At 37.3% G+C, this 12,944-nt stretch carries 13 protein-coding genes; 3 read left to right on the top strand and 10 right to left on the bottom strand.

Going from position 1 to position 12,944, the window contains the following annotated elements:
• Positions 1-7: 7 nt before the first annotated feature.
• The 3 genes from speE to MKO96_RS17095 all read right to left on the bottom strand — a co-directional run bounded on the left by speE (position 8) and on the right by MKO96_RS17095 (position 2,598).
• Positions 8-835, bottom strand: coding sequence for a polyamine aminopropyltransferase (gene speE / locus MKO96_RS17105; RefSeq protein WP_000424696.1), 828 nt, complete (start codon positions 833-835; stop codon positions 8-10).
• A 186-nt stretch (positions 836-1,021) separates the two neighbouring features.
• Positions 1,022-2,185 (bottom strand): MFS transporter, encoded by a 1,164-nt coding sequence (locus MKO96_RS17100; RefSeq protein ID WP_240588176.1) that lies wholly within the window; start codon positions 2,183-2,185, stop codon positions 1,022-1,024.
• Between the two features lie 5 nt (positions 2,186-2,190).
• Complete coding sequence (locus MKO96_RS17095) at positions 2,191-2,598, bottom strand: MerR family transcriptional regulator (RefSeq protein ID WP_000276564.1); 408 nt, start codon at positions 2,596-2,598, stop codon at positions 2,191-2,193.
• Between the two features lie 152 nt (positions 2,599-2,750).
• Here MKO96_RS17095 and MKO96_RS17090 point away from each other — a divergent pair, with 152 nt between their 5' ends.
• Together MKO96_RS17090 and MKO96_RS17085 are read left to right on the top strand one after the other, a co-directional pair.
• On the top strand, positions 2,751-3,476 hold the full coding sequence (locus MKO96_RS17090) for a glycerophosphodiester phosphodiesterase (RefSeq protein WP_087983359.1): 726 nt from the start codon (positions 2,751-2,753) through the stop codon (positions 3,474-3,476).
• Between the two features lie 102 nt (positions 3,477-3,578).
• A complete protein-coding gene (locus tag MKO96_RS17085; RefSeq protein ID WP_240588175.1) occupies positions 3,579-5,630 on the top strand; it encodes a transglycosylase domain-containing protein in 2,052 nt (683 codons plus the stop codon).
• A gap of 34 nt (positions 5,631-5,664) precedes the next feature.
• Here MKO96_RS17085 and MKO96_RS17080 read toward each other — a convergent pair whose 3' ends face one another.
• Entirely contained in the window at positions 5,665-6,174 is a 510-nt protein-coding gene (locus MKO96_RS17080) for a YwhD family protein (protein ID WP_240588174.1), read from the bottom strand.
• A 25-nt stretch (positions 6,175-6,199) separates the two neighbouring features.
• Complete coding sequence (locus MKO96_RS17075; protein ID WP_098273105.1) at positions 6,200-6,874, bottom strand: site-2 protease family protein; 675 nt, start codon at positions 6,872-6,874, stop codon at positions 6,200-6,202.
• 111 nt (positions 6,875-6,985) lie between these two features.
• On the opposite strand from MKO96_RS17075, the gene MKO96_RS17070 reads away from it, so the two are divergent.
• Entirely contained in the window at positions 6,986-7,171 is a 186-nt protein-coding gene (locus MKO96_RS17070) for a 2-hydroxymuconate tautomerase (RefSeq protein ID WP_001147171.1), read from the top strand.
• 39 nt (positions 7,172-7,210) lie between these two features.
• Here MKO96_RS17070 and MKO96_RS17065 read toward each other — a convergent pair whose 3' ends face one another.
• The 5 genes from MKO96_RS17065 to MKO96_RS17045 all read right to left on the bottom strand — a co-directional run bounded on the left by MKO96_RS17065 (position 7,211) and on the right by MKO96_RS17045 (position 12,695).
• On the bottom strand, positions 7,211-8,515 hold the full coding sequence (locus MKO96_RS17065) for an HD domain-containing protein (RefSeq protein WP_000262747.1): 1,305 nt from the start codon (positions 8,513-8,515) through the stop codon (positions 7,211-7,213).
• 146 nt (positions 8,516-8,661) lie between these two features.
• Positions 8,662-9,609, bottom strand: a complete 948-nt coding sequence (locus tag MKO96_RS17060; RefSeq protein ID WP_151630147.1) for an ABC transporter substrate-binding protein — start codon at positions 9,607-9,609, stop codon at positions 8,662-8,664.
• A gap of 189 nt (positions 9,610-9,798) precedes the next feature.
• Positions 9,799-10,611, bottom strand: a complete 813-nt coding sequence (locus MKO96_RS17055) for an ABC transporter ATP-binding protein (protein ID WP_000212065.1) — start codon at positions 10,609-10,611, stop codon at positions 9,799-9,801.
• Positions 10,612-10,626: 15 nt separating this feature from the next.
• On the bottom strand, positions 10,627-11,643 hold the full coding sequence (locus MKO96_RS17050) for a FecCD family ABC transporter permease (protein ID WP_001260774.1): 1,017 nt from the start codon (positions 11,641-11,643) through the stop codon (positions 10,627-10,629).
• Positions 11,640-12,695: a FecCD family ABC transporter permease gene (locus MKO96_RS17045; RefSeq protein ID WP_000388283.1), complete on the bottom strand. Its 1,056-nt coding sequence runs from the start codon at positions 12,693-12,695 to the stop codon at positions 11,640-11,642. Before MKO96_RS17045 ends, MKO96_RS17050 begins: the two co-directional genes overlap by 4 nt.
• Positions 12,696-12,944: the final 249 nt, after the last annotated feature.

Genomic DNA, 12,944 nt, shown 5'->3' with positions numbered 1-12,944 from the left:
AACGGTCTTACTTAATTAAATCGCCAACAAATTTCGGTAATGCGAATGCTGCATTGTGTAATTCTTTTGTGTAGTATTTCGTTTCGATTTCGTGGAAACGCTCTTCACTTACTTCTAATGGATCATGTTTTTTAGATCCAATTGTGAACGTCCAAAGACCACTTGGGTAAGTTGGAATGTTCGCTGTGTATAAACGAGTAATTGGGAAAATCTCTTTTACGTCTTTAAACACAGTCGTAATTAGTTCTGGTGTGAACCAAGGGTTGTCCGTTTGTGCAACGAAAATACCATCTTCTTTTAACGCTTTAGAGATTCCAGCGTAGAAGCCTTTTGTAAATAGGTTTACTGCTGGTCCTACTGGCTCAGTAGAATCTACCATAATTACATCATATTCATTTTCGCTTTCTGCGATGTGTAGGAAACCGTCTCCTACTTTTACTTCTACACGCTCATTGTCTAATGCGCCTGCAATTGATGGTAAGTATTGTTTAGAGTACTCAATTACTTTTCCATCGATTTCAACAAGAGTTGCTTTCTTTACGCTTGGGTGTTTTAACACTTCACGGATAACACCGCCATCGCCACCACCTACAACTAATACGTTTTCAGGGTTTGGATGTGTAAATAAAGGTACGTGCGCTACCATTTCATGATAAACGAACTCATCTTTTTCTGTTGTCATAACCATGCCATCTAAAATAAGCATGTTTCCGAACTCTTCCGTTTCAACCATATCAAGTTTTTGGAATTCTGTTTGCTCCGTATGTAATGTGCGGTTAATACGCGCCGTAATCCCAAAATGTTTTGTTTGTTTTTCAGTGAACCATAGTTCCATCGTACAATCACGCCTTTCAATGCAAATTTATAATAGGGACATCATTAATGTCCCCTAACAAAAATAAAACAAAACATCCAAAAAGTATAGTTAAAAGTACAAAAATACCGAAAATATATTTTAGTCAGAGGGTTCTAACATATGTACGAAAAGGGATTGCCCTGTAATAGGAAAGAAAACCCTTTCTTAAGAAAGGGCTTTTGTCTCTACTTCTATCGGCTTTCGAACAGGAATTAAAATCATTACACAACCGACTAACACAACAATTCCACCGACTAAAAACGGACTTTGCGGTGAAACAGTGTGGCCGATGATTCCTGATAAGATTGGAGCAATTGCGCCACCTAACCAACGAACGAAGTTATAAACACCTGATGTAACAGATCTTTCATAAGGTGAAATATCCATTACATAACTTGTAAATAATGCATTATTTAATCCAGATGCTAATCCTGATAGAACAATTAATACAATTTGTAACCACATAACTTTCACGAAGAATAGTGCAATTAAGAAAAGCGCAAATACGAGTAAACTACCTTTCAACAATGCTTTCGGCTCGTATTTCCCTTCTAGCTTATGAGCCAAAATTGCAGAACCGTAAGCTAATGCTAATCCCCATCCGCAAAATACAAACCCTAATTGAATAGCAGATAAATGCATAATAAGTGGTGAATATGCTAACACAACGAAAAATCCGTAGTAGTATAACATTCCTGAAATCGCACCTTGCATAAACGGTTTATATTTCACTAGGTTAAGTAATTCTCCTACGCCTGCCGCTTTACGTTTCACTTTTCGCTCCGGTTCTTTTACAAAAAAGAAAACTAAAATAAATGCTAAGAAAATTAAAATACTCGTCGCAAAAAATGGGTAACGCCAAGAATGTCCACCTAATATCCCGCCTAATAACGGTCCGCCTGCCATCCCTAAACCGATAGCTGCTTCATATAATCCTACTGCTTCATGAACTTCTTTACTTAATGCAATCAATAATGTCATCGCCGTTGCGAAGAACATAGCATTCCCTAATCCCCATCCAGCGCGGAAAAGAGATAATTGAGCAATCGTTTGCGATATACCGCATATAAACGCAAATACAGTCACGATCGCAAGACCAATCGTCATCATTCGTTTATCACCAAATCTCGATGCGAATATTCCAGCTGGTAACATCATAATTGCCATCGTTAAAATATATGCTGTAAATAACATCTCTACTTGCCAATGCGATGCACCAATTTGCTCAGCAATACTTGGTAAGATTGGGTCGACTACCCCTATACCCGAAAAGGCAAGGAAGGTAGCCACCACTGTAATCAATCTCCCTAATTTTTGTTTGCTCTCCATTTTGATCATTCTCCTTTTGTACTCTCTAAAAATGTCGCTGCACGATGCAGGCTATCTTCAAGTTCCGCCTTTACACGCTGCATTTGCTCCATTTTCTCGTCTAGCGTTTGCACTTGTTTTTCAAGCATCTCTTTAATTTCTTGAATCACTTCGCGGTCACGAGGATTCTCACTATTTCTTCTTTGCTCCATTCTTTCTTTTAACGATAAAAAATGTTGCATTTCTTGAAGCGTAATCCCTAATACTTCTTTCGCTTCTACAATCCTTTTAATTCTCGCGATGTCCTCGTCCGTATACAGGCGAATGTTCCCCTCACTACGTTCAGGGGGATGAATTAAACCAATTTCCTCATAATAACGAAGTGTACGTTTTGTTAAACCAACTTGCTTTGTGACTTCATCAATTTTATACATGTTTATTCCTCCCTTCACTCGATTATTACATTTTACGTTAACGTTAACTTTTGTGCAACTGTTAGACTTTTGTAAATGTTTATCTCATTCAATTGTATTTTTCCAAAAGCAGTTTCATAATGAAGGAAAAGAAACGATAAGGAGATTTCCGTATGAATAAACCACTTATTTTCGCCCACCGAGGGGTAAAAGGAACACATCCTGAAAATACGATGATTGCTTTCCAAGAAGCAGAACGTATTGGTGCCCATGGAATTGAGCTTGATATCCACCTATCAAAAGATGGTGAACTTGTCGTGATTCACGATGAAACAGTAGATCGCACAACAAATGGCATAGGTCTTGTTTCTGAAAAAACGGTAGCGGAATTACAAGCTTTAGATGCTGGTAGCCATAAAGACCCTTCTTTCCATGAAGCAAAAATCCCAACGTTACGTGAAGTATTCATTTGGTTATCTACGACAAATTTACAGCTCAATATTGAGTTAAAAACAGATGTTATCCACTATCCAACTATTGAAGAAAAAGCTGTTGCTCTCGTTCGTGAATACCATCTATCTAATCAAATTGTATTCTCATCATTTAACCATGACTCTGTTTCGTTATTAGCAGAAATAGCTCCTGAAATCCCAAGAGCAATTTTATATGACACACCACTTGCTGATCCTATCGCTGAAGCAAAAAATAGAGAAGCAACTGGTTTACATCCAAACTTTCAATTACTAACAAAGGAATTTATTCAATTTGCACAAGATCAAGGGTACGTTTTCCGCCCTTATACGATTAACGAATACAAAGATTTACAAACTATGATTGACTATGGCGTAGATGTCATTATTACCGATTGGCCCGCACGTGCCCTTGAGCTCCTTTCTTAATTGAAGGAGCTTTTTGTTTTCGAAATTTCATTGTTTAAAATAACCGGAAACCCTCAATACTAATACAATAATGTTTGTATTAGTATTGAGGGGCTGAAAAAGATGGATCAAACTATGAATCCGAAACTTAAAAAATATAAACGTCTTTTCTTCACCGTAATGTTTTCTTCTGTTCTTTTTTTCGTTTTTTCCTTTTTTGTTATTATTATAGTTGCAAAAATTATGGGACCTCCTCCTGTTGCTGTCCCACAAACAAGTGTCTTTTACGCTAATGATGACACTGTTATCGGACAAAGTAATGAAATGCAAAAACGTTACAATGTATCTCTCAATGAAATCTCTCCTTATGTAAAAGAGGCGACACTATCTATCGAAGATCAACGATTCTACAAACATCATGGCTTTGATATGAAACGTATTGCTGGTGCTATTGTTGCCGATTTAAAAGCGATGGCAAAAGTCCAAGGTGCTAGTACGATTACACAACAGTATGCTCGTAACCTATACTTAGATCATGATAAAACATGGAAACGTAAACTATTAGAAGCGATGTACACAATTCGCCTTGAAGTGAACTATAATAAAAATCATATTTTAGAAGGATATTTAAATACAATTTATTACGGGCATGGTGCTTACGGAATCGAAGCTGCGTCTCGTCTATATTTCGATAAAACAGCAAAAGAATTAACATTAGCAGAAGCTAGTATGCTCGCAGGTATTCCGAAAGGACCTAGTGTCTACTCTCCCTTTTTAAAAGAGGATCGTGCGAAAGGACGACAATCTCTCATATTAGACGAAATGGTAGAACAAGGTTATATTACGAAGAAACAAGCAACGTCAGCGAAGAAAGAGCCATTAACTTTTGCCTCATTAGATACGAAGAAAGTGGCAGAGGTCGCGCCTTATTTCCAAGATGCTGTACAAGCTTCTCTTCTTCGTGATATCGGATTAGATGAACAAGCCTTACAAAAAGGTGGTTTGCGTATTTATACAACGCTAGACCCTAAATTACAATCGGTTGCAGAGCAAGCTGTAAAAGATCACATACCCGACACAACAAACATACAAACTGCGCTCGTCTCTATGAATCCAAAAACAGGTGAAGTAGCTGCCCTTGTTGGTGGAACTGATTATAATACAAGTCAATTTAACAGGGCTACGCAAGCAGCTCGCCAGCCTGGCTCTACGTTTAAGCCATTCCTATATTATGCGGCATTAGAACGAGGATTCACCCCTGCTACGCGCTTAAAAAGCGAATACACTGTGTTCACTTTAGGTGATGGTGTTTCAAAGTATAAACCGAAAAACTACAAAGACTATTATGCAGACGATTTTGTAACAATGGCGCAAGCTCTTGCGGTCTCTGATAACGTATATGCCGTGAAGACCAATTTATTTTTAGGCGAAGACATTCTTACAAAAACAGCGAAGCAATTCGGTATTACTACCTCATTAAAAGATGTTCCGTCTCTCGCTCTCGGTACATCTCCTGTAAAACCAATTGAAATGGTTAACGCTTATAGCATGTTCGCAAACGGTGGAAAAGAAGTAAAACCGATGTTTATTCGCCGCATTATGGATCATGAAGGAAATATGCTATACGATGCTCATTTGGAGAGTAAACAAGTTCTCGATAAAAGCAAAGCGTTTGTAATGGAAGAAATGATGACAGGTATGTTTAATAAAAACCTAAGTAGTTATGCCGCTGTAACCGGCCAATCAATGTTATCAAAGCTATCAAGAACATATGCCGGAAAGTCTGGTTCTACAGAAACAGATAGTTGGATGATAGGGTTTACCCCGCAACTTGTAACTGGTGTGTGGATTGGATACGATCAACCTAAATCGATTTCAAACATAGCAGAACAAGGATATGCAAAAAAAATATGGACCGATACGATGGAAAAAGGATTAGATGGACAGCCTAAAAAAGATTTCAAACAACCAAGTGATGTCGTAGCGGTGAATATTAACCCTGAAAACGGTAAGATTGCTACAAAAAATTGTCCAATTTCAGTTAAAATGTATTTCGCAAAAGGTACAGAACCGACTGAATATTGTATGGATCATGTTGATGATATAGAGGAATTTGAAAAGACAACTGAAGAAAAGAAAAAAGCAAGTTGGTGGAAAAAATATCTTCCTTGGTAAAAAAAATAGCTGACGGGCATCCGTCAGCTATTTTTTATTCACTTAATAATGCACGGCGCAATTCTTCACTAGATTCGTTCCAAATCGCTTCATTATGTTCTTTCAAGAACGTACCAAGTACTTTTTTAGATGTTTCATCCATATGGTCAACCATAATGTGACGCTTCATTGATTTATCCATTTTGTTTACGTGCTCTGGAAGTGATTTATATCCGCGGCGAATTTCGCGGTCAACTGTCATTTCACAAGCTGTTACACCTGCATAATAAGCTCCTGTCGCAGTTCTTTCAACCGTTACCCACACAAGCCAAAATGGTTTTCCGTTTGGAACTTCATCTTTATTTGTTAAAAACTTAATACCTTTTTCGACTGTACTACGCGCATGCATCGCACCAATATCAACAAATGCTGTTTTCTCTAGTACATCGACAAATACAGGCGAAATGTTTTCTAGACTTAATGACCCAACGCCAAAACCACCATGTCCATCTGTTGAATCATTTTTCACGATATTAAAACCAATTTTTTTCTTTTTCTCTGTCATATGTAAACTCCTCCTCGCTTAATGATTAAAAAAGCCTGAAAATAGGCGCAATGATATTTTGTAAAAACATTAACACATGCGGAATAACTACCTGGAAAATAGGTTGGATCGTGTAATTGCTAAGTGGTGTAATAACAAGAATTAATAACGCGATTGCTCCATATTTTTCATACTGCGTCATTTTCGCACGAATATTTGCTGGTGCTAAATCCTCCACGACGCGATATCCATCAAGTGGCGGGATTGGTAATAAGTTAAATACAAGTAAAACAATATTTAACATAATAAAGATTTCAAAGAACTTCCCTAATGTATCGGCTACTGCAACTGGAATTGCATCAAATACTCCGAATACCGTTAAGCTATACAAAATAATTAAACCAATCGCACTTAAAATAAAATTACTAATCGGTCCTGCAATCGAAACCAATATCCCTGCAAGACGTGGTCTTTTAAAATTGTACGGGTTAACTGGTACTGGTCTTGCCCAACCAAAACCAAGAATTAATACAGCAATCATACCGATAGGATCTAAGTGTGCCATCGGTGATAAAGTTAAACGACCTTGTCTCTTTGCTGTATCGTCTCCAAATTTATATGCAACATATGCATGCGCAAATTCATGCACTGATAACGCAATAATAATCGCCATTGCTACTAACGGGATTTCTTGCAATGGATATCTAAATAACTGATCCATACTCCAACTCCTCTTCAATATGTCAAAAAAGAAAATATTTGTTTTTTCGATTGTTCTTCCCCATAATCCGCTATAATAAGAGTGTAACTTACATAAAAGGAGCGATTATATATGCCATACGTAACAGTGAAAATGCTAGAAGGACGCACAGAGGAACAAAAGAAAGCTCTTGCTGAGAAAGTAACAGCAGCAGTAAGCGAAACAACTGGTGCTCCTGAAGAAAACATCGTTGTTTTCATCGAAGAAATGTCTAAAAACCATTATGCAGTTGGCGGAAAACGCTTAAGCGACAAATAATTTCAAGTTCTTTCATAAGAAGCAGCTCTTAGCTGCTTCTTATTTTTTTCCTTCTAGTAACTCGATGATTCTCTCTTTATATTTTCCTTTTCTTCCATCTTCATAGATTAAATCATGCGGATAGAATAGTTTTTGATCCCTTCTCTTCTTACCAGTAATCGCCTCAACAATATCCGATTCACGCGAAAGCTCTCTAAGCTCTCCATTTGGCATAAGAAGTAAGATTGGCAGACGTTCTTCTTCTTCACCAGCACGGTAAAAGTCATACGGTAAGTCTGATGTTGAATCAACTACTAAATAGTATTCTGGATCAAGTCCAATCTTTTTAAATAAGCTACTTAATTCCATCCAATTATCTAAGCCGTGCTTATCTGTAAACTCTACATATTTAAATAGGTTTCGATTCATAAAACGGCGGCATAAATCACTTAAAATTGGATCTTCTTCGTCTTGCCATACTTGGAAGTAATAATACATAACGTTCTCGTCTAACTTTAAATAATCCTCCACTGTTACTTCTTCTTCAAATAAAGAATAGAAATGAACCGGATGATTTTTAAATGTATAATACTTCTCGTGCAATGATTTTGCACGGTGTAAAATCTTCGTTAAAATAACTTCAGCACTGCGCGTTACCGGATGGAAGTATACTTGCCAATACATTTGATAACGACTCATAATATAATGCTCAACAGCATGCATACCACTATTTTTAATGACTACTTGATTCCCGTACGGACGCATGACACGCAGTATACGTTCCATATCAAAGTTTCCATACTTTACGCCAGTGAAATAAGCATCTCTTAATAAATAGTCCATACGATCTGCATCAATTTGACTGGAAATCATACTAATCGCTAATTTATTCGTAGATGTTTTGGCGATTACATCGGCTACCTTTTGCGGAAAATCTTTATCCACACGGCTTAATATACGATTAATTTCCGTATCTCCAACGATAATCTTTTGCGTAAATTTCTCATGATCTAATGAAAATACTTTTTCAAACGAGTGAGAAAATGGGCCGTGACCGACATCATGAAGTAATGACGCACATAAACATAACAATCTATCTTCAGCATTCCAGTTTGGTCTGCCATCAAACACATCATCAATCATACGACGAATAATTTCATATACACCTAACGAATGAGTAAAGCGACTATGCTCTGCACCGTGAAATGTAAAAAATGTCGTTCCAAGCTGCTTTATACGGCGCAAGCGTTGAAATTCTTTCGTTCCGATTAAATCCCAAATAACACGATCGCGCACGTGCACATATTTATGTACCGGGTCTTTAAACACTTTTGTTTCGCTGAGTTTGTCGTTTAAATATACCACCTTCCGACATCCCCCTTTCTTTACTGCATTCTTACTATATATTATAAACGAAATAGGAAACAGAAAGAAATGAAAGACTATATTAATTGCCCTTATATAAAGAAAAAATCACTTTTACCGAAGTAAAAGTGATTTCTTTTTATACATTATTTCCCTAAAACGAATTCAGCAACTTCATCTAAGATCATTTCTTTACCTAGAGGGAAGTAACCTTTGTTTACATCTTCGTTTTTAATTGTAAATACGTGGTTGTTTTTAACAGCGTTCATATTTTTCCAAATTGATTCTTCTTGGAATTCTTTTAGACGCTGAGAACCATCACCAGTCGTAAATACGAATAAGTAATCTGGGTTGTAATCGATTAAAGCTTCTTTTTGTACTTGTACTAATGGTTTATCCGTTGGTGTACCTTTAACTGCTGGTAATTTCAAGTCATTAAAGATTACGCTACCGTAACCGTAGTCACCGTATACACGGAAAGCATTTGGATATGCAGCCATTTTCATGAATTTAGCATCGCCAGTTTTCGCAACGATTTTGTCATGTAATTTGCTTGCTTTTTCATCATACTGCTTGAACCATTCTTTTGTTTCTTTCTCTTTACCGAAGATTTGACCTACTTCTTCGAATTTTGGACGCCATTGGTCTAATGGAGTTTTTAACATAACTGTTGGTGCAATTTTAGATAATTGGTCATAGATCTTTTCTTGACGATTGTTTACAAGAATTAAGTCTGGTTTTGCAGCAGCTACTGCTTCGATGTTAATTTTATCGCCCCAAGCAGAACCAACTGGTTTTACGTCTTTTAATTTCTTTTCAATATGTGCATCAATTTTTTCTTGAGATGTATTAGCAGTAATAATTGGTTTCATACCAAAAATTAATAATTCTTCTGTTGAACCACTAAGGTCAGCAATTTTCTTTGGATTTGCAGGGATTTTAATTTCCCCTTTTGCGTGTTGTACAGTGCGCTCTTCAGTCTTAGCATCCTTCGCATCTGCTTTCTTCTCTTCTTCTTTGTTAGAACAAGCTGCAAATAGTACAGAAGTCACGACTAGTACCATTGCTAATAGTGCCATTTTAAAATTCTTCATGTTCCCACTCCTTCTAGCTGTATTTCTCTTATAAGTTACAATGAACTATAAGAAACGAGGATAACAATCAATCAATATATATTTATTATTTATTGTTAATAACCCATTCTAACGGGCGTTCAACTTCCCATTCGTATATAAGAAGCTCAACGTCCATTAGAAGCCCCCCTCTTAGGGAGGGGGTTCTACTTATGCTTTTTTACGTAATTGATTATTAATCATCATTAAATCGTATGTTAAACAAATCGGTTTACAGTTTACTGGACATGGAACGATTTGAGCTTCAATCTCAAATACGTTACGAAGTGTTTCACTTGTCATCACTTCATCTGGCGTTCCTTGTTTCATTAACTTACCTGCTTTTAATGCAATCATATGATCTGAGAAACGAGAAGCATGGTTTAAGTCATGGATAACCATAACAATCGTTCTACCTTCTTCTTCATTTAACTTTTTCAATAAATTTAATACTTCTAATTGATGGGCCATATCTAAATACGTTGTCGGTTCATCTAATACGAGTAATTCTGTTCCTTGTGCAAGGGCCATCGCAATCCATACACGTTGACGTTGCCCGCCTGATAATGCCTCTGCTGAACGATTTGCGAATTCTGTCATTCCCGTCACTTCAAGTGCCCAGTGAATGTAACGATAATCCTCTTCTTTCAACGTTCCAAATCCTTTTTGATGAGGAAAACGTCCATATGAAACAAGTTCAAACACAGTAAGGCCAGTTGGCACTTCTGCAGTCTGTGGTAAAATCGCCATTTTCTTTGCGATTTCTTTCGTTGGTTGTTTCTCGATTGCTTTTCCGTCAAGATAAACAGTACCTTTTTTCGCCTTCAAAATACGAGAAGCCGTTTTTAATAATGTGGACTTCCCACAACCATTTGGTCCAATAATTGTTGTAATTTTCCCTTCCGGAATTTCAACTGTTAATCCATCAATAATTAACCCTTCATTATAGCCAACAGATACCGCATCAACTGCTAAAGTTGCCATACAAAAAACCTCCCTTTATTTTGTCCTCATAAGTAAGTATATGAAATATGGTGCACCAATTACAGAAATAACAAGACCGACCGGTATTTCTGAAGTTGTTAACACACTTCTTGAAATTACGTCTGCGAATAAGAGTAAAAACGTCCCTATTAGTGCAGCCGTAGGCAGCATAATTTGATGTTTACCACCAACAAGGCGCCTCGCTAAATGCGGAGCCATTAAACCGATAAAACCAATTCCTCCGGCAACAGCGACAGAGGCACCAGCTAAGCAAACTGCAATAAATAATAATTTACGTCTTTCTTTTTCTACATTTAAACCAAGACCAACAGCTGTGGAGTCGCCTAGATTCATTACATTTAATATGTGCGCCTTACTAATAGCAAGTGGCAAGAAAATAACCATCCATGGAAGTACACTTAGCACGAACTTCCAATCTGTGCCCCATAGACTTCCTGCTAACCAAATCGTAGCAAAGCGGAAATCGTTAGATGTCATCTTCATAGAAAAAATTAAACTAACAGCACCAAACCCGGCTGCAACAGCGATACCAACTAGTATTAATCTCGTTGATGAAACGCCGTCTTTCCATGCTAGTAAATAAATAATAACCGCCGCTAATATTGCACCCACTAACGCGAAGAATGGAAGGATAAATACAGATAAAAATGTACCAGTCCCAACTTTTCCGAAGAAAAAGTAGACGAAGATAACAACTGTTAATCCCGCTCCAGCGTTAATACCGATAATACCTGGATCAGCAAGTGGATTTCGTGATAATCCTTGCAAAATCGCACCTGACATCGCTAAAGCGGATCCGACTAATATAGCAATAACCATACGCGGCATACGGAATTCAAATAAAATAACAGACTGATCTTCAGCCCCAAGTCCAACCAATGACTTTAATACGTCCATTGGCGGGATTTTGAATGTCCCTGTATTTAAACTTACTAAAAATACAGTAACGATTAATCCTACTAAGATTGTTAAAACAGAAACGTTCTTTTTTGTTAAGACACTTGTCCTCACATTTTCCCTCTCCCTTCGTTACGTGCTAAGTAGAGGAAGAATGGAACCCCAATTAGCGCTGTAATTGCTCCAATTGGCGTTTCAAACGGCGGATTAATAACGCGAGATAACATATCTGCACATTCAATTAACAGCCCACCTAAGACCGCAGAACATGGAATAACCCATCTATAGTCTGACCCTACAAGAAAACGAGTCATATGCGGGATTACAAGACCAACAAATCCAACCGATCCTGCCATAGAAACCGCAGAACCTGTTAACACAAGAACAAGTACTGTTCCGATAAATTTAATTAATGTCGTATTTTGACCAAGTCCAATCGCAATTTCTTCACCGAAGCTTAAAATTGTAATATACCTCGACATCATAATTGCAATAAAGAGACAAACAAGGCCAATCGGTACTAACATATTAATACTTTCCCATTTCACTCCCGCAACTCCGCCTGCATTCCACATACTCACCTCTTGGGCAAGGTTGAAATATAGCGCAATTCCAGATGAAATGGCCCCTAATAAAGCACTAATTGCTGCGCCCGCTAAAGCTAACTTAACAGGTGTTAATCCACCTGGTGAAGAAGACCCAATTCCATATACAATGCTCGCTCCAAATGCAGCCCCAATAAAAGATGCGATAACGAACATTAAATAAGGTGAATTAGGGAAGAATGCATACATAATTGCAATTCCAAATACAGCTCCATCTGTAATTCCCATTAACGATGGTGAAGCAAGTGGGTTTCGCGTCATACCTTGCATAATTGCCCCTGATACCGCTAAAAAGGCACCTGCAACTACGCCCCCTATTGCTCTAGGCATGCGAAGTTCTTGAATTACGTTATGATGCGTAATAGAACCGTCAAACTGAAACACAGCTTGCCATACAGTCTTTAAACTAATATCTGCAGCACCAAACGAAATAGAAACTGCCATGCTTAAAGCTAACAAAACTGTACCTGCTACTAAAATAATAGAAGCAACGAGCGGTCTGCTCTTAATCTCTTTAACATTCACATCTTGCTGTTCTATACTCCTTGCGCTCGCTTCCATACCTCAACCATCCTAACCAACAACATATATTTAATGAAATGAAATTTATTCTCAAATAGTAATAAAAAAATTAGGTTAATTGACCTTTTCCTGATAATGATTATCAGAATCAGACACTATCTATTCTACCTATCGCTTCAAAAGACTGTCAACCATTATTTTGAAATATAAATTTATATAAATTGAAATTTGAATGAACAGATGATGCCCCTCCTTCATTGAATGTTAATCTACTCAATTGTATTTTCG

Origin of the sequence: Bacillus sp. ES1-5 (assembly GCF_022487605.1) — a bacterium.
GTDB classification, from domain to species: Bacteria; Bacillota; Bacilli; order Bacillales; family Bacillaceae_G; genus Bacillus_A; species Bacillus_A wiedmannii.
The sequence above is the reverse complement of the archived record's forward strand: the minus strand, read 5'-3'. Positions and strand labels throughout refer to the sequence as shown.

Bases quoted from the DNA above. Each gene is read 5' to 3' on its own strand.
- MKO96_RS17100 (WP_240588176.1), bottom strand. From the start codon at position 2,185: ATGGAGAGCAAACAAAAATTAGGGAGATTGATTACAGTGGTGGCTACC.
- MKO96_RS17045 (WP_000388283.1), bottom strand. From the start codon at position 12,695: ATGGAAGCGAGCGCAAGGAGTATAGAACAGCAAGATGTGAATGTTAAA.
- speE (WP_000424696.1), bottom strand. From the start codon at position 835: ATGGAACTATGGTTCACTGAAAAACAAACAAAACATTTTGGGATTACG.
- MKO96_RS17075 (WP_098273105.1), bottom strand. From the start codon at position 6,874: ATGGATCAGTTATTTAGATATCCATTGCAAGAAATCCCGTTAGTAGCA.
- MKO96_RS17060 (WP_151630147.1), bottom strand. From the start codon at position 9,609: ATGAAGAATTTTAAAATGGCACTATTAGCAATGGTACTAGTCGTGACT.
- MKO96_RS17080 (WP_240588174.1), bottom strand. From the start codon at position 6,174: ATGACAGAGAAAAAGAAAAAAATTGGTTTTAATATCGTGAAAAATGAT.
- MKO96_RS17095 (WP_000276564.1), bottom strand. From the start codon at position 2,598: ATGTATAAAATTGATGAAGTCACAAAGCAAGTTGGTTTAACAAAACGT.
- MKO96_RS17070 (WP_001147171.1), top strand. From the start codon at position 6,986: ATGCCATACGTAACAGTGAAAATGCTAGAAGGACGCACAGAGGAACAA.
- MKO96_RS17055 (WP_000212065.1), bottom strand. From the start codon at position 10,611: ATGGCAACTTTAGCAGTTGATGCGGTATCTGTTGGCTATAATGAAGGG.
- MKO96_RS17085 (WP_240588175.1), top strand. From the start codon at position 3,579: ATGGATCAAACTATGAATCCGAAACTTAAAAAATATAAACGTCTTTTC.
- MKO96_RS17090 (WP_087983359.1), top strand. From the start codon at position 2,751: ATGAATAAACCACTTATTTTCGCCCACCGAGGGGTAAAAGGAACACAT.